Origin of the sequence: uncultured Porphyromonas sp. (assembly GCF_905372525.1) — a bacterium.
In the GTDB taxonomy this organism is placed as follows: Bacteria; Bacteroidota; Bacteroidia; order Bacteroidales; family Porphyromonadaceae; genus Porphyromonas.
In genome coordinates this window covers 50,856-73,417 of record NZ_CAJPPN010000006.1, presented here as the reverse complement: position 1 = coordinate 73,417, position 22,562 = coordinate 50,856, and the positions used below count along the sequence as shown (strand labels likewise).

Annotated in this window: 14 protein-coding genes; 5 read left to right on the top strand and 9 right to left on the bottom strand. The window is 55.1% G+C overall.

The window, feature by feature from the left end:
• Window positions 1-411: 411 nt before the first annotated feature.
• From QZ170_RS02430 to QZ170_RS02390, 9 genes are all read right to left on the bottom strand, one after another.
• Complete coding sequence (locus QZ170_RS02430) at window positions 412-744, bottom strand: GNAT family N-acetyltransferase (protein ID WP_365299758.1); 333 nt, start codon at window positions 742-744, stop codon at window positions 412-414.
• An 86-nt stretch (window positions 745-830) separates the two neighbouring features.
• A complete protein-coding gene (locus tag QZ170_RS02425; protein WP_297176543.1) occupies window positions 831-1,139 on the bottom strand; it encodes an HU family DNA-binding protein in 309 nt (102 codons plus the stop codon).
• Between the two features lie 190 nt (window positions 1,140-1,329).
• Entirely contained in the window at window positions 1,330-3,615 is a 2,286-nt protein-coding gene (locus QZ170_RS02420; protein WP_297176540.1) for a GH92 family glycosyl hydrolase, read from the bottom strand.
• Window positions 3,616-3,766: 151 nt separating this feature from the next.
• On the bottom strand, window positions 3,767-5,485 hold the full coding sequence (gene recN, locus QZ170_RS02415; protein ID WP_297176537.1) for a DNA repair protein RecN: 1,719 nt from the start codon (window positions 5,483-5,485) through the stop codon (window positions 3,767-3,769).
• A 43-nt stretch (window positions 5,486-5,528) separates the two neighbouring features.
• The gene (gene coaBC / locus QZ170_RS02410) at window positions 5,529-6,737 is read right to left on the bottom strand and encodes a bifunctional phosphopantothenoylcysteine decarboxylase/phosphopantothenate--cysteine ligase CoaBC (RefSeq protein ID WP_297176535.1); all 1,209 of its coding nucleotides are present in this window, start codon (window positions 6,735-6,737) and stop codon (window positions 5,529-5,531) included.
• A gap of 1 nt (window position 6,738) precedes the next feature.
• Window positions 6,739-7,506 carry a 3'-5' exonuclease gene (locus QZ170_RS02405; protein WP_297176533.1) on the bottom strand — a complete coding sequence of 256 codons (768 nt, stop codon included), beginning with the start codon at window positions 7,504-7,506 and terminating at the stop codon, window positions 6,739-6,741.
• A 43-nt stretch (window positions 7,507-7,549) separates the two neighbouring features.
• On the bottom strand, window positions 7,550-8,692 hold the full coding sequence (gene dnaN, locus QZ170_RS02400; RefSeq protein WP_297176530.1) for a DNA polymerase III subunit beta: 1,143 nt from the start codon (window positions 8,690-8,692) through the stop codon (window positions 7,550-7,552).
• Window positions 8,693-9,267: 575 nt separating this feature from the next.
• The gene (locus QZ170_RS02395) at window positions 9,268-10,806 is read right to left on the bottom strand and encodes a RagB/SusD family nutrient uptake outer membrane protein (RefSeq protein ID WP_297176527.1); all 1,539 of its coding nucleotides are present in this window, start codon (window positions 10,804-10,806) and stop codon (window positions 9,268-9,270) included.
• A 31-nt stretch (window positions 10,807-10,837) separates the two neighbouring features.
• Window positions 10,838-14,164 (bottom strand): SusC/RagA family TonB-linked outer membrane protein, encoded by a 3,327-nt coding sequence (locus QZ170_RS02390; RefSeq protein ID WP_297176524.1) that lies wholly within the window; start codon window positions 14,162-14,164, stop codon window positions 10,838-10,840.
• Between the two features lie 1,072 nt (window positions 14,165-15,236).
• On the opposite strand from QZ170_RS02390, the gene secDF reads away from it, so the two are divergent.
• The 5 genes from secDF to QZ170_RS02365 all read left to right on the top strand — a co-directional run bounded on the left by secDF (window position 15,237) and on the right by QZ170_RS02365 (window position 22,142).
• Window positions 15,237-18,164 carry a protein translocase subunit SecDF gene (secDF, locus tag QZ170_RS02385; RefSeq protein ID WP_297176521.1) on the top strand — a complete coding sequence of 976 codons (2,928 nt, stop codon included), beginning with the start codon at window positions 15,237-15,239 and terminating at the stop codon, window positions 18,162-18,164.
• Window positions 18,165-18,426: 262 nt separating this feature from the next.
• Complete coding sequence (cysS, locus tag QZ170_RS02380; protein ID WP_297176548.1) at window positions 18,427-19,899, top strand: cysteine--tRNA ligase; 1,473 nt, start codon at window positions 18,427-18,429, stop codon at window positions 19,897-19,899.
• Window positions 19,900-19,916: 17 nt separating this feature from the next.
• Window positions 19,917-20,999 (top strand): glycosyltransferase, encoded by a 1,083-nt coding sequence (locus tag QZ170_RS02375; RefSeq protein ID WP_297176518.1) that lies wholly within the window; start codon window positions 19,917-19,919, stop codon window positions 20,997-20,999.
• On the top strand, window positions 20,992-21,480 hold the full coding sequence (locus QZ170_RS02370; protein ID WP_297176515.1) for a DUF5106 domain-containing protein: 489 nt from the start codon (window positions 20,992-20,994) through the stop codon (window positions 21,478-21,480). The genes QZ170_RS02375 and QZ170_RS02370 overlap by 8 nt, the downstream gene beginning before the upstream one ends.
• A gap of 11 nt (window positions 21,481-21,491) precedes the next feature.
• Window positions 21,492-22,142, top strand: coding sequence for a winged helix DNA-binding protein (locus tag QZ170_RS02365; protein ID WP_297176512.1), 651 nt, complete (start codon window positions 21,492-21,494; stop codon window positions 22,140-22,142).
• Window positions 22,143-22,562 lie beyond the last annotated feature (420 nt).

Below are 22,562 nucleotides of genomic sequence, written 5' to 3'. Positions count from 1 at the left end.
GTTGTGTACACGCGTGTATACTGTTGTGTACACGTGGGTATACAGTTGTGTACACGCGTGTATACTGTTGTGTACACGTGGGTATACAGTTGTGTACACGCGTGTATACTCATCCCTCCTAGGTAGGAGGTATACGCTGGGGATCTCTACACCTAGGACACGGATACTTCTATCTTGGCGTATGCTCCCCCACGACCTTGCCCTCACACTATAGTGATTTCATGCGTCAGCCCTGCTGCGAAGACCAGTCATAGAAGACCAGTCATAATAGTGGCAAGGTGACCAGCCCCGTATCCTAGGGAGATAGTATACTACCCGCACACACTCATCCGAGACTATAAATAGAGACGCCCCCTCACTCCCGGAGAGGGGAGTGAGGGGGCATCTCTAGTATCTAATATCTGGGAGTGATCACTCTACGACCATATCTTGTAGCTCAGGGTGTCTCCTGAGATAGGTCGCGATATAGGGGCAGAGAGGGCGGACACGTAGTCCTAGCTCGATGCAGTAGCTGAAGAAGGCCGTAGCAAGGTCGCCCGCAAAGCCTAGCCCTTGGTACGACGGATCGACGACCGTATGCTCGGCTATAGCGATCTGGCCAGGTGCGATCGTGAAGGTCAGATGTCCTATCTCCCGCTTGGAGTCATCTAGGATATAGCTCATGCGACCGCTGTCCTCTGCTTCTCTTAGCTGGATCATGTATGTTTGTTGGTATAAGCCTGTGTGGGGTGATACTAAATGCAGAGGCTACTCACTCTCCTCTATGGGAGGGGATGTGGGTAGCCTCTTTGTGTGGTTGTTGTGTTTGCTGCCCCTAGGGGCAGAGAGGCTTACTTCTTAGCCTTCTTTGCGGGAGCCTTCTTGGCTACAGCGGCATTGAGATCTAGGGCAGCACCAGCCTTGAACTTCACAGCCTTGCGAGCAGGGATGTGGATCTTCTGCTTGGTGGCAGGGTTGATACCTTCGCGGGCTGGCTTGTCAGCGACAGAGAATGTCCCGAAGCCGAGGAGAGCGATCTTCTCACCCTTCTTGAGCTCGGCAGCGACTACTTCGGCGAAGGCTTCTACGGCCTTACGGGCATCGACCTTCGTTAGGCCAGCCTCTTCGGCTACACGTGCGATGAATTCAGTCTTGTTCATAACGATTATTATTAGAGTTGGACAATGAGCTGTATAGTCTCACCTCTAAGGTGGGTACCCCTACTACTATTGGTGTTAGATGTAGAGGGGCCTCTACTCACCTTATTCTGCACCAAATGTACGGCTTTTTTTGATTATACAACCATTGTAGACATTTACACTTATTATTTTTACGTTCTATTAGACCTTCCTAGCGACCTCGAGGGGGAGTTTCTTGGGTGAGGAACGTCAGTGTACCAGCCTCTACGAGGGCAGAATTATCTATCCGATAAGTACTCTTATACAGCTTGTTACCCACCTTTATACTCTGGAAGTAATCTCCTCCTGTCCCCTGCTCTGCCCGACGCTCGATGACGAGTGTCGGCTGCTTGTAATATTTTTTATCCAAATGGATCGTCACCCGAGGAAAGGTAGGGGTAGTCAGCGAATACATCGTGCTACCAGGGCAGTCTGGGTAGAAGCCTAGCATCGTATAGATCGCCCAGGCACTCATCGTCCCCGTATCATCATTGCCCGGGATCCCCGAGGGAGTATTGTGGAAGTGCTTAGCTAGGAGCTCCTTTGTCAGACGCTGTGTCCGCCAAGCCTCGCGAGGGAAGTAGGTGAAGAGGTAGGGGTAGACGATATCGGGCTCATTGGCTGGATCGTAGTTCCCTTCATCGAAGATGCCCTGTAGCTTCTTGACAAAGCGCTGCTCCCCTCCCATTAGTTTGCACAGGCCTAGGATATCGTGGGGGACGAAGAAGCTATAGTTCCAAGAGTTCCCCTCGTGGAAGCCAGGGTTGGGCTCGAAGTCTCGGCCTAGGGTGGGATTGAAGGGGGTAAGGAACTTCCCATCGGGCAGGATAGGACGTAGGAGTCCCGTCTCCCGGTCATAGTAATGACGGTAGCCTAGGGAGCGCTTGTGGAAGAGCCCCGCATCCCCCTTCCCTAGGCTTCGGGCGAACTGGCTGAGGTTCCAGTCCGCTAGGTAGTACTCTAGGGCATGGGAGACAGAGTTGTCGAACTTCTCCCTCAGCGGTACATAGCCTCGGCTCAGGTAGTCATCGTTGTCGGGGCGCATGAGGTTGTCCTTTCCTCGCGTCGTCGCCCCCTTGAGCATCGCCTCATAGGCTAGATTGACATCGAAGTCCCGTATGCCACGCTGCCACGTGTCGTTAAGGACGATCAGTGAGGGATCCCCCTCCATCGTCAGGGTCTCCTGCCCATAGAGTTCCCACTTAGGGAGCCAACCTCCCTCTCGGTACATATCGAGCATGGACTGTACCATAGCGAGCTGCTTCTGTGGATAGAGCAGGCTAAGGAGCGGATGGACATTGCGGTAAGTATCCCATAGGGAGTAGACCGTATAGCGGTCGTGGCTGGTCTTACCTGTGCGTAGGCTAGCCATCATCGGATATTCCCCATTGACGTCCTGTAGGATATTGGGGTGGATCAGCAGATGATAGAGAGCGGTATAGAAGACCGTACGCTGCTCCTGTGTCCCTCCCTCGACCTCTACGACACGTAGTGCTTGCTCCCAAGCATCCTCGGCAGAGGCCTTTACCGAGGCAAAGTCTAGGCTTCGCTGCTCGGTCTCGAGGTTCAGCAATGCATTCTCTGCACTAACAAAGGATACTCCCGTCTGGACGTAGAGGACTTCGCCGGGGCGAGTATCGAAGGTGAACCATACCCCGACGTCATTCCCACTCATCTCCTTGCGGTAGGTAGGGTACAGCTTGTAGCGTCCGTGGTCATGATCCCACTCCGCCTCTACGCCCTGCATCGGGGGTTGCTTCTTCCAGTAGCCACACTGGGGGGCACGCCGGCTGATACGGATTGCAAAGTATTGGTTGAAGACCGCCTGAGGATTGTAGCAGAAGGTACCCATGAGCTTACTGCCCACGAGGGTCGAGTCATTGAGGAAGCGCACGGTAGCACCACTCTCATTGGTCAGACCCTGACCGAGGTTGATGAGGATATTACTCTTCCCCCCCTTGATGAAGGTAAAGGCTGCGATGGAGGTCCTCGGGGTCGCACTCACCTCGGCTCGGATCTGATACTTGTCCAGGAGTGCCGTGTAGTAGCCCGGGTGCGCCTTCTCTTCACTCAGAGTCGTACCATAGTGTGTATAGTCCACATCCAGGTCTCCCGTAGAGGCCGAGAGGAGGATACTCCCTAGCTCAGGACAGCCTACCCCGCTGAGATTGACCTGACTGAAGCCCGTGAAAAACTTGTTATCGGCACTGTAGGGTGTACTCCACCAGCGGGCATCCTTGTCATACTTATTTAGCTCCGATGAGCCCATGACGTTGAAGGGGGTAATGCTCATCAGACCATTAGGGACGAGAGCACCAGGATTAGTCGTACCGAAGTTGCTCGTACCGATGAAGGGATTGACCTCATCGATGAGTCGCTTCTTACTCTGGGCGACACCTAGGAAGGGCAAAGCAAGGCTAAGGGCGAGGGCAAGAGAGAGTCGTTGCGTTACGTACATATAGGGAGTTAGTAGATATGGGATAGTCTGGACTGATGACTCAGGCTCTGGGGGAGCCCAAGATGAGCCGAGATGAAGAGCGAAGGTGGACGAGTATAGGCTAGGAGCCTCCCTATCCCCTCTCGGGGGAGAAATGAGGAGTCTGAGCTACCTAGGACTTCGTGGCAGGATGAGATGATGAGCGAGATGACGTAGTACGCCGAGGGGAGTGAAACGTCTCCAGCAGGGCACGGGCTGCTGCTCGGGTGACCTCGGTCAGCTGTGAGCCACTCTGCATACGGGCGATCTCCTCGACCCGCTCCTCTTCACTCAGATGACGCAGGTGGCTACGGGTACTATCTGCTCCGTGCTCCTTGTAGATGTAGAAGTGATCAATCCCCGCAGCAGCGATCTGAGGGAGGTGTGTGACTGCCATAACCTGCATGCTCGACCCCATACGACGTAGGATCACAGCTATGCGCTCTGCCGTCTCCCCTGAGACCCCTGTATCGATCTCGTCGAAGATGATCGTAGGTAGACTACGGCGGTCAGCGATCAGAGCCTTGAGGGCAAGCATAAGGCGAGAGATCTCCCCACCAGAGGCGATGTTGGCGACGGGCTCAGGAGAAGTATCCTTGTTGGCAGAGAAGAGGTAGGTAACCTGATCTAGTCCCATGGCTGTAGGTGTAGGATGCTCCTCCATGCGTATCACGAAGCGCACATGGGGCATCCCGAGCTCATGGAGCGAGGCGATGAGAGCCCCCTCGATGGCGTGTGCAGCACTCTGACGTGCCTCCCGCAGTCGTTGCCCCTGCTCGAGGAGGGCCTGATAGCTCTCCCCTACGCTCTGCTCCAGCCGATGAAGCTCCTCATCTGAGCTATCGATACGCTCTAGTTCCTGAGCTAAGCGATCACGTAGGGCGATGAGCTCCGTGATCTCTCGTAGGCTGTGACGGTGTAGGAGGCCACGGAGCAGGTCTAGTCGCTCTCCGACACGAGCTAGGCGCTTCGGGCTGAAGGTTACCCCCTCCGCCTCATCCTCCAGAGTGGAGACGAGGTCCTGCAACTCGATCCGCACACTATGTAGACGCTCTGACCATTCCTCTGCCCCAGCATGATAGCTACGTATAGCCTCTACTGAGCGGAGGGCATAGGTCACTGCTGGGATAGCCCCATGCTCATCCTCGGAGAGGGCACTAGTGGCCTGCTGTAGCTCGTCCCGTATCTCCTGGGCATGAGAGAGCTGTCGCTCCTCCTCGGTGAGCTCCTCCAGCTCGCCCTCCTCTAGCTCGGCCTCCTCTAGCTGGGTATACTGGTACTGCAGATAGTCCTGCTCCTTGCGTAGAGCCTCTAGTGCGAGCCGAGCCTCCTGGAGCTGTCCCGATAGAGTACGGTAGGTGCGATAGGAGTCCTGATAGGCGCTGAGGAGCTCGGTGTGCCCCCCATAGAGGTCTAGGACAGAGAGTTGGAACTGAGCATCGCCCAGTAGGAGGTTCTGGTGCTGTGAATGGATGTCGATCAGATACTCACTGAGCCGCTTCAGTAGCTGTAGGGAGGCTGGGGTATCATTGACGAAGGCACGGCTCTTCCCCTTGGCATTGATCTCCCTTCGGATGATACATTCGGTATCATCATGGTCGATATCCTCCTCCTCGAGCATCCGCCCTACCGCATCGTCGAGTCCCGTGAACTGAGCCTCGATAGTACAGCGGTCTGCACCCGCTAGGAGCGTACTGCTGTCAGCTCGCTGTCCCATGAGTAGGCCTATGGCACCGAGGATAATACTCTTACCGGCCCCTGTCTCCCCCGTGATGACAGAGAAGTCTGGGCCGAACTCGATCGTCAGCTCTTCGATCAGGACGAAGTTCTTAATGCTTAGTCGCTGCAGCATACATGATCAGATGAATAGAATATATAGATGGACGTGCAGGGGGCTAGAGTCCGAGGCGACGGGCTACGAAGTCCACGATGTCACGAGCGACAGCCTCCTTGCTCTTCAGCTCGTAGGCCTCTATCCCACCCTCTCGGTCGAATAGCGTGACCTTGTTCGTCTCGCAGGCAAAGCCCGCCCCTGCATCCTGCAGGCTATTGAGGACGATCGCATCGAAGTTCTTCTGCTGCATCTTACGCTTAGCCTCCTCTACTCCCACACTACTCTCTAGGGCAAAGCCTACGAAATATTGGTCGGGGCGCTTCCATGCCCCGAGCGTAGCAGCTATATCAGGATTGCGGACGAGCTCGAGCTCGAGCTCCTCCTGCCCCTCGCGCTTGAGCTTCTCTGCATGGGTATAGCGTGGTCTATAGTCAGCCACTGCTGCGGCGAAGATAGCTAGGTCTACCTCCCCGACGACCTCCTCTGCCTCGCGAAGCATCTCCTCGGCTGTCGTCACAGGGATTACCCGCACCTCCTCTCTCGGCCGTAGAGACGAAGGGCCCAGGATGAGGGTCACCTCGGCCCCTCGGCGAACGAGCTCATTGGCAAGGGCTATGCCCATACGCCCTGTAGAGTGGTTCCCGATGAAGCGCACGGGGTCTATAGGTTCGTGGGTAGGACCTGCTGTCAGGAGCACTCGCCGCCCCTGATAGTCTAGCCCCGTAGAGAAGTACTCCTCCAGCGCAGCGATGATCGCCTCGGGCTCCTCCATACGTCCCTTGCCGACGAGGTGGCTAGCGAGCTCCCCAGACTTAGGCTCGATGATGAAGTTTCCTCTGAGGGCTAGTAGGTCCAGATTGTCCGTCGTGGAGGGGTGAGCGCACATATCTAGGTCCATAGCTGGAGCGATGAAGACGGGAGCCTTCATCGATAGGTAGGTCGTGATGAGCATATTATCTGCCACACCATGAGCCAGCTTGCCGATCGTAGCTGCCGTAGCGGGGGCTATGAGCATCACATCTGCCCAGAGACCTAGATCCACGTGACTATTCCACGTGCCATCCCGCCCGCTGAAGAACTCGCTGATCACAGGACGGGAGCTCAGAGCAGAGAGGGTTATCGGGGTGATGAACTCCTTGCCTGCTGGGGTGATGACGATCTGTACTTCTGCGCCTGCCTTCACTAGGAGGCGAGTCAGGACAGCAGCCTTGTAGGCTGCGATACTCCCCGTGATGCCGAGGACGATATGCTTACCGCTAAGTACGCTCATCTCACACACGCATAGACTGGTAGACACGGGTAAACCAAGCCTTTGTCTCTAGGGGGAACTGTGCCCCCATCACCCAAGTATAGTAGCTGGAGTCTCGGCGGAAGACCTCTGTGAGGAGCTGTCCCCGATACTTCCCAAAGTTCACCACGATCTCCCCTGCATCATTATAGGCTAGTAGACCCGCAAAGTCCACCCTAGGGCCGTAGCTAGAGACCTCCGCCAGAGCAGGGATACTATTGGTGAGCTCCTCGGGGTAGCGATCGAGCTGAGCCTGGAGTACCTCATAGGTAGCCCGCGTATCGGCCTCTGCAGAGTGGGCATTGTCTAGCACCTTGTCACAGTAGAAGCGATAGGCCGCCTCGAGCGTCCGACGCTCCATCTTGTGGAAGATCGTCTGTACGTCCACGAACCACCGATCGGCAAAGTCTACTGCGATACCTGCACGTAGGAATTCCTCCACGAGCATCGGCACATCGAAGCGGTTGGAGTTGAAGCCCACGACATCACATCCATCGATCCACTGATAGAGGCTACGGGCCACCTGTGCAAAGGTTGGGCAGTCGGCGACATCGGCATCCGAGATACCATGTACCTGAGTAGCCTCTGGGGGGATGGGTATCCCGGGGTTGATACGGCGGGTCTTAGTCTCCTCCTCGCCATCAGGGTGTACCTTGAGGATGGAGATCTCCACGATACGATCACGTGTGATCTGCACCCCGGTCGTCTCTAGGTCAAAGACGACGATGGGGCGCTCTAGCTGGAGCTTCATTGGGGTGAGTATTAGAGTATGGGGAGCTAGGGCTCATCGGCGACTATTCGCCGATGAGCTTCATGGGGATGATGAGCGAGCAGATCTCTATGCCCTCCTCGCTCTGGATCGGGGTAATGACCCCTGCTCGTGTCTGGTCGGTCAGACTGATGAGGATCTGCTCCGAGGGGATACCCTGTAGGAGTCGCTGTAGATAGTTGAAGTCAAAGCCTATGCGCACCTTGGTCCCAGGAGCTTGGCCAGAGCAGGGAATGGTCTCTTCGGCTGCGATGGAGAGCTCTAGGTCCTGCCCCGTGATATGGATATTCCCCTCAGAGAACTCGAAGATCACGAGGCTACTAGCCTTATTGGAGAAGAGTGACACACGCTTGCTAGCGAAGAAGAGGAGATCCTTGTCCACCGTGATGTTGTGGAGAGATTCGATGGGGATGACCGAATTGTAGTTGGGATACTTCCCCTCGAGTAGACGAGCGGTAAGCGTCCCCGACGTCATCTGGAAGATCACGTTCCGATCGTCGAAGCTCACACGTATGGGAGCTGTCTCCCGAGCGAGCAAGCCACGGGTCAGCAGAGCGCACACCCGAGCAGGCAGACAGATCGCTGCTGGAGCATCATTCTTGATATTGGTATCGGTGTAGCGTACGAGGATACGTCCATCGGAAGCCACGAAGACGAGCTTGTCGGTGAAGATATCCAGATAGACACCTGTCATGATCGGGCGACGATCATCATCACTAGCGGCGAAGGCCGTCCGCTCTAGTCCACGCAGTAGTGCCTGAGCGGGGAGCTCCACGGTACGCACCTGTCCCTCCAGCTTAGTAGGCTCTGGATAGACGTCTGCTGGGGAGGTGAGGAAGGTATAGATCCCGTTGCTATAGGTCACAGTCGCCTTGTGAGCCTCCTCCTCGACCTCCACCTCGATGGGCTGGTCGGGGAGCTCCTTGAGCGCGTCTATGATGATATTGCTACGAACGGCGAAGGTACCATCGGCGCCCTGGTTCTGTACCTCTAGCAGGGAGGTCAGTCGATTGCTCTGGTCGGAGGCCGTCAGCTGTAGGGTATTGCCCTTCAGCTCAAAGAGGATATTCTCTAGGACGGGGATAGCTGCTACGCTCTTGGAGGAGATAGCCTTCGCTACGGTCAATAGCTGCTGTAGGAGGTCGTTACTTGTTACTATAAATCTCATAGCGTGTACGTAGTTACTGAATGATAGTGCAAAGATAAGTTTTTTGACCAGAATACTTAAGCCCACGACCAGCCCCTAGGCACCTACACGTAGGGGGCGATCGTGCTCCCTCACACCTCGCTCCCCTACCCCATCCGACGGAGAGGGTGGCAGAGACTTCACTCAGACCAGCTAATAGGCTCTGTGTCGGACACTCTAGGGTCGTCCAGACGGACATACCGAGAGCGCCTGTGCGCTCCTATAAGGAGCGTCCCCATCACCTATGTAAGGTGACGGGGACGTTCTTACCTAGAGCCCTCTGGGGGTGATTATGTATACTCCATAGGTTGGACAAGATACCCTCTACGAGGCCTCTGTGGAGCTAGGAGACGAGGCAATCGAGGGGAGGCTGAGACGCACATCATACGAGCGGGATGAACACATGCCTAGATAGGACGTGTGCATACCTTATATATATGTATACATCATTATATGGAGGTAGCCCCCCTTCCCCACGGACGTGGAGAGGAGGGCTACCTCGGTACAGATAGTCCGGGGGAAAGGCCGGGCTATGGATGGAAGATAGGAGATTACTCTTAGCGGATCAGCTGATTGTTGGAGGATTCGTGCTGGGGGATCTCATAGACGAGACGTGGGTCATCCCACTTGATTGTCGTCCCAGAGAGGAAACCATTGCGTACAGAGCGCTCGACATTGTTCTTGAAGCGTCTCATCACGGCCAGCGACTGCCCCTCGCCCCACATCTCTACACGCCAGTTGTAGAGGAGAGTCTTGAGGAGATCATCGTGGCTAAGCGCATTGGTGGCAGTCTCTACCTCGGTGTACTTGCCATCTCGGGTACGCTGCTTCAGCAGGGTGAGCAGGAGCGTCTTGGACGTAGCATCATCCCCCTTGCGTGCAGCTGCTTCAGAGGCGATCAGGTAGACCTCGGACATACGCATGAAGACGATATCACTGAGCCATGTGCGGTCTACTCCATATCGCTGCCGCCCTGAGGCTTCCCAGGCTGCCTTACCCGAAGCAGAGAAGAACTTACACCAGGGTACTCCCATCGTCGGGTGGAACCAGTCCCCGCGAAGGTCTGTAGCGGGTATCTGATCGGAGATATTTTTATTGATGGCCTTACGAGCCCCGACGAAGGCGTATCCGTAGGTGAAGACATCCACATGCCCCCAGAAGGAGAGTAGAGCCCCTGTATTATCCTTAGTGATATCGATCGCCCAGATGAACTCTGGCGTCTGGTAGTCGTTGAAGCCATTGGTCAGGAGCTCCTTCGCTGGGATGAGGGGGTAGGTCGTCGCCTGATCGGTGATCACCTTGTTAGCTACATCGTAGGCCTCGTCCCACTTACCGAGATCCATATAGGCACGGGCTAGTGCGACACGGGCGACAGTCTCATCCACGTATTGTCTGTCGGGACGGCTCTTGCCTGAGCCCTCGATAGCCTCGATGGCCTGCTTGAGATCTTGTACGATCTGCTCATAGACCTGCTCTAGGGTAGACTGCCCCTTGGGCTTGCTGGCGTCATCAGCTGCCTTGTAGACGGGTACAGTCGGCTTGCTTTTAGTCGCATCGCTGTAGGGGCCGCCATAGAAGCGAGCGAGATTGAGGTAGGCCAGGGCACGTAGAGCCTTGACCTGCCCCCAATTGAAGCGAGTCTCGGGAGCAACGCTGTTGCCAGGTACGGTCTCATCCCCTCCGGCGGTGACGAAGAAGCCATTGGCTAGTGAGATCGTCCGGTAGCTGATACGCCAGACGGAGTAGTTGTTGATCTCGTCCTTCTGCCAGGAGGTCAGTCGGGCTGGGAGCTGGAACCACTTATAGTTCGACTGGCGCATCTCCATATCTCCCGACATGAGGTCAGCAGAGATGTCGAAGGCCTTCTGAGCGAAGTCATCATGACTGCCACCGGTGGACTGTAGTGCCTTGAAGAAGGAGGAGACGACACCATTGACGAAGCCTAGAGAGATGTCCTCACTCTTCTTACCGGCCTCCTTGAGCTGATCACCTGATGGGAGCTGAGAGGGCTGCTCATCGAGAAATCCCTTGCCGCAACTAGTGAGGGCGACGAGTGTCAGAGCCAGGCAAAGGCTCTTTCGGATACTTGTACGCATGATATATATGGTGTATAGGAGTGAGACATTACTAGAAGCTGAGCTTGACCCCTGCTACGAAGGTCGAGACGGGGAGGTAGCGACTAACCCCCGATCCTCCACTCTGGCTAGACATAGAGGCATAGCCCCGACGAGCAGAGATGAGGAAGAGATTGTCCCCACTGACGTAGACTGAGGCATCATTGATGCTGAGACGCTGGAGGAGGGACTTGGGGATGTCGTAGCTGAGACGAGCGTTGGAGAGGGAGAGATACGAGCGACTCGTGAGGAAGCGCGTGGAGGTGGAGTTAGCATAGATCAGCTCCTCGGTGTCATGCGACAGGATGGGTAGGCCCGTGGGCTGTCCCTGCCTCCAGTAGCTGCGGATATCCTTGTGATAGTTACGCTCACCGATAGGCGAACCACTGCTCATGAGGCTAGCATAGACACTATCATACCCCCAGCCACCTAGGCCGTAGCTGAAGCTCGTAGAGAGCGTGAAGCCATAGAGGCGGACATCGAAGCCAAAGCCCCCGACGAAGTCTGGGATAGCACTCTTGCCGACGAACTCCTTGACGGCATCGTTGTAGACTGAGGTTGTCGTCTCCGTGAGCTTGGAGGCATCCCCGCCTGAGCTAATGTACTTCTCGTAGTCGGAGACGTAGACATCCTGATTATTGGCATCCTTGTAGGTGTAGGCCTTCCAGAGGGGGAGACCCTTATCGCTAACCCCCTTCCAGGTGGGGATATAGTAGTCCTGTACGGAGTGACCCTTCTTGTAGGCAAAGGCACCCTGGATCTCGTAGTGCTTGGGAGCACCGAAGGGGTCAGAGGCCATACGTACGATCTTGTTCTTGTAGTACCCCCCATTGGCACGGACGCTGACGGCGAAGTCCTTACTCTTGTAGGCATCCCAGTTGAGCTCGAGCTCGAGCCCTTGGTTCTGTAGGATACCTTCGCTGACAGGATAGTAGGCATAGCCGAGAGAGGGAGCGACCTGCTTCTTGAAGAGCATGTTGTCTGTACGCTTGACGAAGTAATCGACATTGAGGTCGAGGACATCGAAGAGACGAGACTCTACCCCGACGTTGAACGTACCCGAACGCTCCCAGGTGAGGTTCCTATTCCCCTTGGAGTAGAAGGAGAAGGAGGGCTTGCCATTGAGGTTATCGACCTCATAGAAGTCCTGGTAGAGGTAGTAGTCTGGAGTGCCGGCTGAGTAGCCGAGATCCAGCTCCTGGTTCCCGAGAACCCCATAGCTGGCCTTGACCTTGAGGTTATTGATCCACTTGACCGAGGAGAGGAACTTCTCCTGGCTTAGGATCCAAGCAGCACCGACCGAGCCGAAGGTACCCCAGCGATGCTCCGGGGCAAAGCGCGAGGAGCCATCACGGCGTACCGAGAGCGTGAGGTGGTATCTCTTGTCATACTCATAGCGGAGCTGACCGAAGTAGCTCTCGATAGCATAGCTCAGGTCGTAGCCCGAGATGTCACTACGGATGATCCCATCGTTGAGCTTGGTGATCCCCCCGAGGACGACCTTCTCCTTGGCAGAGTAGTGGGTGTCCTGCACATCCCGTGAAGCCTCATGAGCCACAAAGGCATCGAAGGTATGCTTGTCGAAAGTATGGTTCCAAGAGAGTATCTCATTGAGCGTCCAGCTGAAGCTATTGGTGTTCGTATTGTATATACGCCCGATATTGGCACCATCACCATAGTAGGGGTTCTGTAGCTGCTCATTCTTGGTGGCGGAGAACTGTAGGCCGTAGTTCACGGCTAGCTTGAAGTCCTTGAGGAAGCGATACTCGATATTGAGGTTGCTCGTCGCTAGGTCTCGCTGATCCTCATTGCGGTCTAGGCGTACCGCCCCAGCGGGATTGACCCCTCCGGCGTAGGCACGGCTCTCATCAGAGTACTGCCCGTAGTCGTAGCTCAGTCCTCCAGGGATCTTCTTATCCATCTCTATTTGCCACGTCTTGGTGTTGCGCTCATAGACGGGGTAGATGGGAGGGATCTCGTTGAGGAAGCGGAAGCCGTTATTCGCACTCCCTCCTTGCCCAGGACTCTTGGAGAGCGAGCGGGCATAGGAGAGCCCGAGGCTTACCTTGAAGGCATCGGAGATACGAGCCGTGACGTTGTTCCTGAGGTTGAGTCGGTTGAATTCTGAGCCGATGTAGTACCCTATATTATCCTGATAGCCGAGCGAGGAGGAGAAGTTCACCCGCTCTGATCCTCCCGAGGCACGGATATTGGTCTCCGTGATATGCCCTGTACGGAAGATATGGTCACGCCACGACTCGGGGCTGTAGCGGCGCTTCACTAGGCGATTGAAGCGTCCTGTCGAGGGATCTATCAGCTGTGAAGAGGCCGCATCCCAGAGGTTGTAGCGGGAGATGATCCCCTGGCGATCGGCATCATCCACTAGTATCCCTGGGAAGAAGAGGAGGTCTCCGGGGGTGGTAGGCTTGTCGGCGATGGTCCTATTGGGCTTGAACCTAAGATTGGGCTTTGCATAGAGATTATCTAGCTGCTGCTTGAGTCCAAACTTTTCATAGGCATTCTTCATCGCCTCGTAGGCTACCTCCATGTACTCCTCTGGAGTCGAGATGACGTCGTACTGGGGGAGATACCGGACGTTGAGCCCATGCTTGATCTCAGCGTCGAAGGAGACCCGTCCTGCACGCCCCTGCTTGGTCGTGATGAGGACGACTCCATTAGCGGCACGAGCTCCATAGAGGGCTGTGGCGGAGGCATCCTTGAGGACAGAGAGGGTCTCGACGTCCGCCATATTGAAGCTACTGAGGAGCGAGTTGTAGGGGATCCCATCGATGACATAGAGTGGGGAGGTATTGGAGTTCACCGACCCGATCCCACGGATCTGTACGGTCGCACTCGCACCAGGCTGTCCACTCGTGGTGAAGACCTGCACCCCAGGGGAGGCACCCTCGAGGGCAGAGGTGATATTGGCGCTCGTCTTCTTGGTCAGAGCAGCTACATCAATACGAGCAGCTGACCCCGTGAAGGAGTTCTTGCTCTGGGTACCGTAGGCCACGACGACGACCTTGTCGAGCGTCCGCTCCTGTGCTTGTAGGAGGATCTGTAGCTCCTTGCCCGTGATAGGGACGGTCTGCGTCGTGAAGCCCATGTAGGAGACCTTCAGGGTCTTGGCCTCGGCTGGGAGCGTTAGGGAGAACTTCCCCTGGGCATCTGTCAGCGTACCATGCGAAGGGAACTCAACACACGACACGGCAGCTGCGACGATAGGCTCCTTGTCGTCCGAGGCGATGACAATACCCGTGACGACCGTTTGTTTCTTTTGCGCCCATGTCACTCCGATGGATACAAAGAGGAGCACGAAGAAGAGTAATCTCTTTTTCATTGAACTTAATGGTGTTTGAGTGAAACAAAATAGTGTGGGGATGGAGCTGTCTGCCTCCATCTACGGTCCATGTCTTAGTAGGATACCATCCCCTGGGTTAGTACATAGGGGTGTTGGGATTATTTTGCTGAGAGGGTGTATATCCTGCCAAGGCTCACGTTTCAGTCCTAGACTATGACTTCAGTCACTGCCGTCAGGACCTTCCTCCTACCCAGATTAGCTGATCTCTATGTGCGGCGCTATGTAGGGCCTTGTATGGGTAGGTAACATGATCAGACCTTAGGAACAAAGATAGTGAACATTCTATATAAATGCAAAGATTTAGTTAAAAACCATCGTTTGGAGGAAGCAACCTACTACCCGACCCCGTTCCCGGAGCCAATGAACTATACGATATTGGGAGGTATCTCTTGGGGTCTTCCACCGCTGTCCTCCACGCTACGACGTAGGGCAAATGGATGGAGCCACGTAAGGGGTGGAGGCGAAGTAGTCGTGGTGCGCCACCTCGGATAGCGACCTCTATACCCTAGGTGCGACTCATCGAGCATAGGGCGACTACCTAGAGGGGAAAAGTATACACGCGTGTATACTAGAGTATACATAGGATGTACACTAGTGTGTACCCACGTGTACACAACCCCGCTCTAGGTATGACCGCTGTAGGGCTCTCCCATATGGGTCTCCTAGGGCTAACGGCGAGCCCTATAGAGGGACAGCATCTCCCTCCTAGGACAAGAGCTAATCCCTCCAAAGAGCCCAAGAGCCGGGCAGGCTGTGGGAGTATACGTCCGCCCCCACGCCACACTATTAGAGCTGGGAGACCACACATATATTATATTGTATAGATGGAGGGGAAGACCGAGGGGGAGCCCAAGGAATGCTCGGCAAGAGGAGGGCACTGAGGGAGCAAGTATGGGCGGTAATATGCTGAGGGCTGGGAGACAAAGGAGGGCAACGGAGGGGAGAGCTAACTGATATTACGGAAAATTCGGCTATTTTTGTGGGCATATTGTACCTAGTAGATATATATAAGACAAGGAATTCAAGATATAACAACTAAGTAATAAACACGATGCAAAACAAAGGATTTGTGACTTTCATCACAGCGAGCCTGGCTTTGATCTGTGCCTTTTACTTGTCTTTCTCCTTCGTAACGAACCACTATGATACGAAGGCAGAGAAGATGGGAGAGGAGGCAGGTAAGGCCTATCTCGACTCCATGGCTAATGAGAAGGTCTACCTAGGCTACACGCTCAAGGAAGCACGTCGCCAGCAGATCGGTCTCGGTCTCGACCTCAAGGGCGGGATGAATGTAGTCCTCAAGCTCAATGCTGGTGATCTAGTCAAGAATTTAGCCAACAACTCCGAAGACCCTAACTTCAAGAAGGCGATCGATGCTGCCTCGAAGAGCACTTCGCAGAGCAACTACATCGACCAGTTCGTCACCGAATACAAGAAGTTGGTGCCTAATGCCAACCTAGCGGTGCTCTTCGGTGCTGGTGACCTACGTGATCAGATCAACCCTTCGACCTCGGAGGCTAAGGTCATCGAGCTCCTCAAGGAGAAGTACAACAGCGCGGTTGAGGCTTCGTTCAATGTCCTGCGTACACGTATCGACCGCTTCGGTGTCGTAGCACCAAACCTACAGCGACTAGAGGGTCAGGGACGTATCCTCGTAGAGCTCCCTGGCGTCAAGGATCCAGAGCGCGTACGCGAGCTCCTACAGCGTAGTGCCAACCTCCAGTTCTGGCGTACCTATCAGTACGAGGAGGTAGCCAATGACCTACAGGGACTCAGTGCACGTCTCCTGACGCTCTCTGCCCCCGAGGCCCAGCCCATCCCCATCTCTGAACAGACCCAACAAGACAGCCTAGCAGCCGTAGAGACGCAGGAGCCCACTCCCGTGGCTAAGGCTCCTATAGCTGTACGTGACACGCTGAGCAACTACCTCATGCTCGGTGGTCGTGGTGGGGCTACGGTAGCTATCGCTCGTGACCGAGATCGTAATCGTATCGACTCCCTCCTGTCCATCGCCTACGAATATCAGCTCCTCCCCGAAGACCTCATGCTCCTCTGGGGCGCTAAGGCTATCGAGGACCCCAAGACCCACAAGGTCACAGACCTCTATGAGCTCTATGCTATCCGTACCAACCGCACGGGTAAGCCAGACCTCTCTGGAGACGTCGTCACCACGGCCAAGGCCGATGTCGACAACCGAGGTATAGGTGGTGCTCAGACTCAGGTCTCGATGTCCATGAACCAAGAGGGCGCCCAGATCTGGGCTCGCCTAACAAAGGAGAATACCAACCGCTCTATCGCCATCGTCCTCGATGGTGTCGTATACTCCGCTCCGAACGTCAATGGAGAGATCGCCGGTGGACACTCCTCCATCACGGGGAACTTCACCATCGAAGAGGCTACCGACCTAGCCAACGTGCTTAACTCCGGTAAGATGGAGACCAGCATCGTCATCGAGCAGGAGAATGTCGTCGGGCCGACCCTCGGGAAGGCTTCGATCCAGTCTGGGATCATCTCCTTCGCTATCGCTCTCGTGCTGCTGATGATCTATATGTGTCTGGCCTATGGCTTCATCCCAGGTATGATCGCCAACCTCGCACTCGTCATCAATAGCTTCTTCACGCTAGGTATCTTGGCCTCCTTCAATGCCGTACTGACCCTCTCAGGTATCGCCGGTCTTGTACTTACCTTAGGTATGGCCGTGGACGCTAACGTGCTTATCAATGAGCGTATCAAGGAAGAGCTCCGCCATGGCAAGGGCATGACCCGTGCTATCGCCGATGGGTATGGCAATGCCTTCAGTGCTATCTTTGACTCCAACCTCACGACGATCATCACTGGGGTAGTCCTCTTCTACTTCGGTACAGGTCCTATCCGAGGGTTTGCGACGACGCTTATTATCGGTCTGATCTCCTCCTTCATCACGGCGGTCTTCCTTACCCGTATGATCTTCGAGGCACTTGACAAGCGTCATAAGCTAGACAAGGTCACCTACACGACCTTCATGACCAAGAACCTCCTGGTCAATCCTACCTACAGCTTCCTCAGCGCACGCCTCAAGGGGTATGCCCTCCCAGTCCTCCTCGTCGTGGCTGGCCTCGTAGGCTTATTCACGGTGGGTATCAACCAGGGGATCGAGTTCTCCGGTGGTCGTAACTACATCATCAAGTTTGACCAGCAGGTAGACAACCAGCAGGTACGTGAACGGCTCGCTCCTGAGCTCGATGGCAAGCTGGTACTAACGGCTATCGGTACAGAGGGTGATCAGGTACGTATCTCCACCAACTACCTCATCGAAGACTCTGGCGATGATGTCGAACAGAAGATTGTAGACAGACTCTACAAGGGGCTCAGCGGCTTCTACAAGAGCCAGCCCTCTCAGGCAGACTTCGCAGACCAGTACATCGTGAGCTCGCAGAAGGTGAGCGCAAGCATGTCGAGCGACATCACCCGTCAGGCTCTCATCGCCGTAGGGCTGTCCCTGCTCTTCATGGCTATCTACATCCTCATCCGCTTCCGCAACGTAGCCTTCTCCATCGGTGCCTTCGCCTCTGTCACGACGACGACGCTGATGATCATCGCTGTCTACGTACTACTGTGGAAGGTAATGCCCTTCACCATGGAGGTAGATCAGAACTTCATCGCTGCCCTACTGGCTATCATTGGGTACGCCATCAATGACGTCGTGATCGTCTTTGACCGTATCCGTGAGGAGGTGAACAATCATCCACAGGCTGACCGCTTCGAGGTCGTCAACGGTGCTCTGAACTCTACCCTATCCCGTACGCTGAACACCTCGTTCACGACCTTCCTCGTGATGGCTATCGTATTCATGTTCGGCGGTGCTTCGATGCGTAGCTTCACCTTCGCGATCCTACTCGGTGTCGTCTTCGGCACCTACTGTACACTCTTCGTAGCTACCCCTATTGCTTACGAGGTAGCTAAGCGTCGCAGAGCTCACTCAGCTAAGGTAGCGAAGTAATCCTCCCAGCTGATGATCCCCCCTCACCGAGGGAGGCTCACCCAACGACAGAGAGGGCTGCTCCCCGATAGGCATCGTGCCTAGGGGAGCAGCCCTCCACTATTATAGGGAGCTGAGGGATAGATTACGACGGGAACATGTAGGATAGAGTACCTCCCTAGGAGATACCCAAGTGGGGAATAAATAACAGACCGATGTAAAGACCTAGTAAAGTGTTACCTTTGCAGATACGATATACAACATAAGTGATTTGAAGCAAGCAATGGAGCATCCACTGTCCATCTATAATACCCTACATCGCAGAAAGGAGCAATTCGTACCTAACCACCCCCCCCACGTCGGGCTCTACGTCTGTGGCCCTACGGTCTATGGGGATGCACACCTAGGACATGCTCGTCCTGCCATTACCTTCGATATACTCTTCAGATACCTCCGCCATCTAGGCTATCAGGTACGCTATGTACGCAATATCACCGACGTGGGGCACCTAGAGCACGATGCCGATGCGGGTGAGGACAAGATCGCCAAGAAGGCTAGGCTCGAGCAACTAGAGCCCATGGAGGTCGTGCAGTACTACCTGACACGCTACCACCATACGATGGATCGCCTCGGTGTACTGCCCCCAAGTATTGAGCCCATGGCCTCGGGACATATCATTGAGCAAATCCAGCTCACACAGCAGATCCTAGATGCAGGCTTCGCCTATGTCAGCGAAGGCTCCGTGTACTTCGATGTAGAGAAGTATAATAGGAGCTACAACTATGGAGAACTGAGTGGGCGACGTATCGAGGATATGCAGAGCAATACCCGTGCACTAGATGGACAGGATGAGAAGCGTAACCCGCTTGACTTCGCTCTCTGGAAGAAGGCTCAGCCAGAGCACATCATGCGCTGGCCTAGCCCATGGAGCGAAGGCTTCCCCGGCTGGCACGCAGAGTGCACTGCGATGGGACGTAAGTACCTAGGGGAGCAGTTCGATATCCATGGGGGCGGTATGGACCTTATCTTCCCTCACCACGAGTGCGAGATCGCTCAGGCAAAGGCATCACAGCATGGCGAGCCCATGGTACGCTACTGGATGCACAACAATATGATCACCATCGGGGGACAGAAGATGGGCAAGTCCCTTGGGAACTTCATCACCCTCGATCAGTTCTTCACGGGCGATCATCCCCTACTCACTCAGGCATACAGCCCGATGACCATACGCTTCTTCATCCTGAGTGCTCACTATCGTGGGACGGTAGACTTCAGTAATGAGGCTCTACAAGCAGCGGAGAAGGGGCTCACACGTCTGATGGATGCAGCAGGTCTCCTCGATACACTGAGAGTGAGTGACAGCTCCAGCGTCTCGGTGGGGGGGCTAGCAGAGCGTTGCCACACGGCACTCTGTGATGACCTGAATACACCGATCGTCATCGCCGAGCTCTTCGAGGCCGCACGTGCCATCAATGCCGTACACAATGCCCAGGCGACCATCACCGAGGCAGAACTAGAGGAGCTGAAGGTGGCCTACCGCCTCTTCCTATTTGACCTACTCGGTCTACGTGATGAGCGTATGGGAGACAGTGCCTCACACGAGGCCTTCGCTGGTGCCGTAGACCTACTACTAGCGGTGCGCTCCGAGGCCAAGGGGAAGAAGGACTGGGCTACCTCAGACCACATACGTAAGGAGCTGGAGGCTCTAGGCTTCACCATCAAGGATACCAAGGAGGGGACCGAGTGGTCTCTATAGCTATATATCGATAGCCTATGCGTTATAGCTTCATCATCCCTGTCTACAATCGTCCCGAGGAGCTACAGGAGCTCCTCGAGAGCATCATGCATCAGAGCCTAGGGGACTACGAAGTCATCGTCGTAGAGGATGGATCTACCCGCACCTCAGAGGAGGTCATCCAGCGCTTTGTCCCGCAGATCTATTCTCTCTACTACTATCAGATACCCAATGGAGGTCCCTCGCGAGCACGCAATATCGGGGCTAGCTATGCCAAGGGCGACTACATCATCATCCTCGACTCAGACGTCGTCCTCCCGGAGGGCTACCTACGTGCCGTAGACAAGGCTCTATCTAGTGGAGATATCGATGCCTTCGGAGGGCCAGACACAGCCTCTGAGGACTTCACTCCGATACAGAAGGCGATCAACTATGCTATGACCTCGACCCTCACCACAGGGGGGATTAGAGGGGGAAGTGCCGATGCGATGGAGCAGTTCAAGCCTAGGAGCTTCAACCTCGGGTGTCGTCGGACACTCTTCCTTCAGCTAGGGGGCTTCGATGTTGGGATGCGCTTCGGCGAGGACATTGACTTTAGTCTGCGTCTGCAGGAGGCAGGTGCCCGCACGGTCCTCATCCCTGAGGCCTATGTCTACCATAAGCGAAGGGTAGACCTTCGTCGCTTCTTCAAGCAGGTGCACAACTCGGGCATCGCTCGTATCCACCTAGAGACTCGCCACCCAGGCAGTACTCGTCTGGTACACTGCCTCCCGACTCTCTTCACCGTACTCTCTGCCCTCGTGATAGCTGCTTGGGTGAGTACGAAGCTATTCCTACGCATTGGGTTTCCGTACGCACTCTATCCCTCAGCTCTACTCTCTCTCGTCTATATCATCGCCATCCTATCGAGTGTGGGGGTGGCACTGCTCGCTCTACTTGCCCTCCTTTTCTTCATAGACGCTTATCAGAAGACCAAGGATACCGAGGTGGCACTATGGGCTGTCCCTGCATGCTTCATCCAGCTCTGGGGTTATGGCTCGGGATTTGTGAGAGCGTGGTGGGGGAAGCACATCCTGCGCAGGAGAGAGTTTACTGCTTTTCGAAACAACTTCTATGACTAGTAGACACATCCTTCCTTTCGCCGTCATCCTAGGGCTGATGATCACGGCTTGTCGTCCTAGGATGCAATCGATTAGTTCGGGGCAGGTACTGGTGCCTCAGCACATCACATCGCTAACGGACCAGCTGGACTATATCATCGGACACTATTGGGATCATGAGCTCCCTGCAGACGCCAAGCCCGACGCTATCGAATATAGGATCTATGACTTCTGTGGCTTCATCTCAGGGTTAGATACAGCTCGGGTCAGCCCTGCTCTTACGCGTTCGCTGGAGCAATGTACAGACGAGCAGCTCCCCACGATGCTCCGAGTGTACAAGGCGATACTTGCGGATAGTACCTCGCCTCTACATGATGATATGAGCTATCAGATCGTCCTCTCTTGGCTCTCTTACTCTAGCAGAGTAGACTCGGCTCAGCGGGTAGAGGCTCAGCTCGACCTAGCCCGTCGTAATATCAAGAAGAAGGGATTCACCCGCTAGCCTCCCCTTGGATGAGAAGTAAACGACTACTCACAGAGCTACTCGACTATCTGGAGCTCTTCGAGGAGGCCTTTCCCTCGGAGCAGGAGCTCAGTCTACAGAGCTTCATCGCCTTTGCCAGCAGTCTCCTACACGACCGACCGACACTACAGAGCTCTCCTACACCTCTATCTCATGAGGTATCGATCGCTCGACAGCTCAGTCTCCTACAACGCTACTCAAGGAGCTATATCAAGCGTGCCCTCGCCGTGTCTCAGCTCTTACAGAGCGAAGAGGAGTATTCCTACCTCGTCAGCCTGATGGGAGGGCCTCTATCCAAGACTGCTCTCAATACCCTCAATGCGATCGAGAAGACTACCGGGGCAGAGGTCATACGGAGACTAGCAGCGAAGGGACTCGTCCAGGAGAGTCCCGATGAGCGAGACCGCAGGAGTGTGCTCGTCTCCATCACCCCTCTAGGACGTGCAGAGCTCGCCAAGGTACTCCCTCAGCTACGTCTAGCAGCTATGCTCGTCTCCCAGCCCCTAGAGCAGGAGCAAAGGACGGTCCTCGATCTACTCCTCGGCCACCTCTGCCAGACACATGCTCAGCTTGCCTCCTCCAAGGGCGATAGCTCTCTCTCTGACCTGATGGCACAGCTCTCCAACAAGCGAGAGAGCTAAGCCCTCCTCGCATATATTCTCCGATAGGGGGGATATACCAGCCTGCATACACCAAGCCTTATCTCCCCTCTATCCCTCCACACTATCTTCTCCTCGTTTGTCTCATCAAGGAGGGCATGAGGCAGGAGACAAGTTGGTCGAAGGAGTGTAGAGCCAAGGAATTTGACTACATTTGCACCCGCATTTCCCTATCAAGGGTCTTGCTAGGATGCCTGAGGACACACTACGAACACACGCTCCCCTTAGCACCTACCTCACTGCTACAGCTCCCCTAGGGTGCTCCAAGCACATCTATCACCCTCTCTTCCTCGAGGGGGGCACACCGACGTGGCACAGTCACAGGTCAGAGTATATCATACATCTCTGTACCTTCGGCTGTCTACGCTATGCGGTGTCTCTCGTACTGGGCATGACGACCTC

Coding starts and splice junctions, on each gene's coding strand:
- dnaN (WP_297176530.1), bottom strand. CDS start 8,692: ATGAGATTTATAGTAACAAGTAACGACCTCCTACAGCAGCTATTGACC.
- QZ170_RS02365 (WP_297176512.1), top strand. CDS start 21,492: ATGAGAAGTAAACGACTACTCACAGAGCTACTCGACTATCTGGAGCTC.
- coaBC (WP_297176535.1), bottom strand. CDS start 6,737: ATGAGCGTACTTAGCGGTAAGCATATCGTCCTCGGCATCACGGGGAGT.
- QZ170_RS02420 (WP_297176540.1), bottom strand. CDS start 3,615: ATGTACGTAACGCAACGACTCTCTCTTGCCCTCGCCCTTAGCCTTGCT.
- QZ170_RS02370 (WP_297176515.1), top strand. CDS start 20,992: ATGACTAGTAGACACATCCTTCCTTTCGCCGTCATCCTAGGGCTGATG.
- QZ170_RS02405 (WP_297176533.1), bottom strand. CDS start 7,506: ATGAAGCTCCAGCTAGAGCGCCCCATCGTCGTCTTTGACCTAGAGACG.
- QZ170_RS02395 (WP_297176527.1), bottom strand. CDS start 10,806: ATGCGTACAAGTATCCGAAAGAGCCTTTGCCTGGCTCTGACACTCGTC.
- QZ170_RS02425 (WP_297176543.1), bottom strand. CDS start 1,139: ATGAACAAGACTGAATTCATCGCACGTGTAGCCGAAGAGGCTGGCCTA.
- QZ170_RS02390 (WP_297176524.1), bottom strand. CDS start 14,164: ATGAAAAAGAGATTACTCTTCTTCGTGCTCCTCTTTGTATCCATCGGA.
- recN (WP_297176537.1), bottom strand. CDS start 5,485: ATGCTGCAGCGACTAAGCATTAAGAACTTCGTCCTGATCGAAGAGCTG.
- cysS (WP_297176548.1), top strand. CDS start 18,427: ATGGAGCATCCACTGTCCATCTATAATACCCTACATCGCAGAAAGGAG.
- secDF (WP_297176521.1), top strand. CDS start 15,237: ATGCAAAACAAAGGATTTGTGACTTTCATCACAGCGAGCCTGGCTTTG.
- QZ170_RS02375 (WP_297176518.1), top strand. CDS start 19,917: ATGCGTTATAGCTTCATCATCCCTGTCTACAATCGTCCCGAGGAGCTA.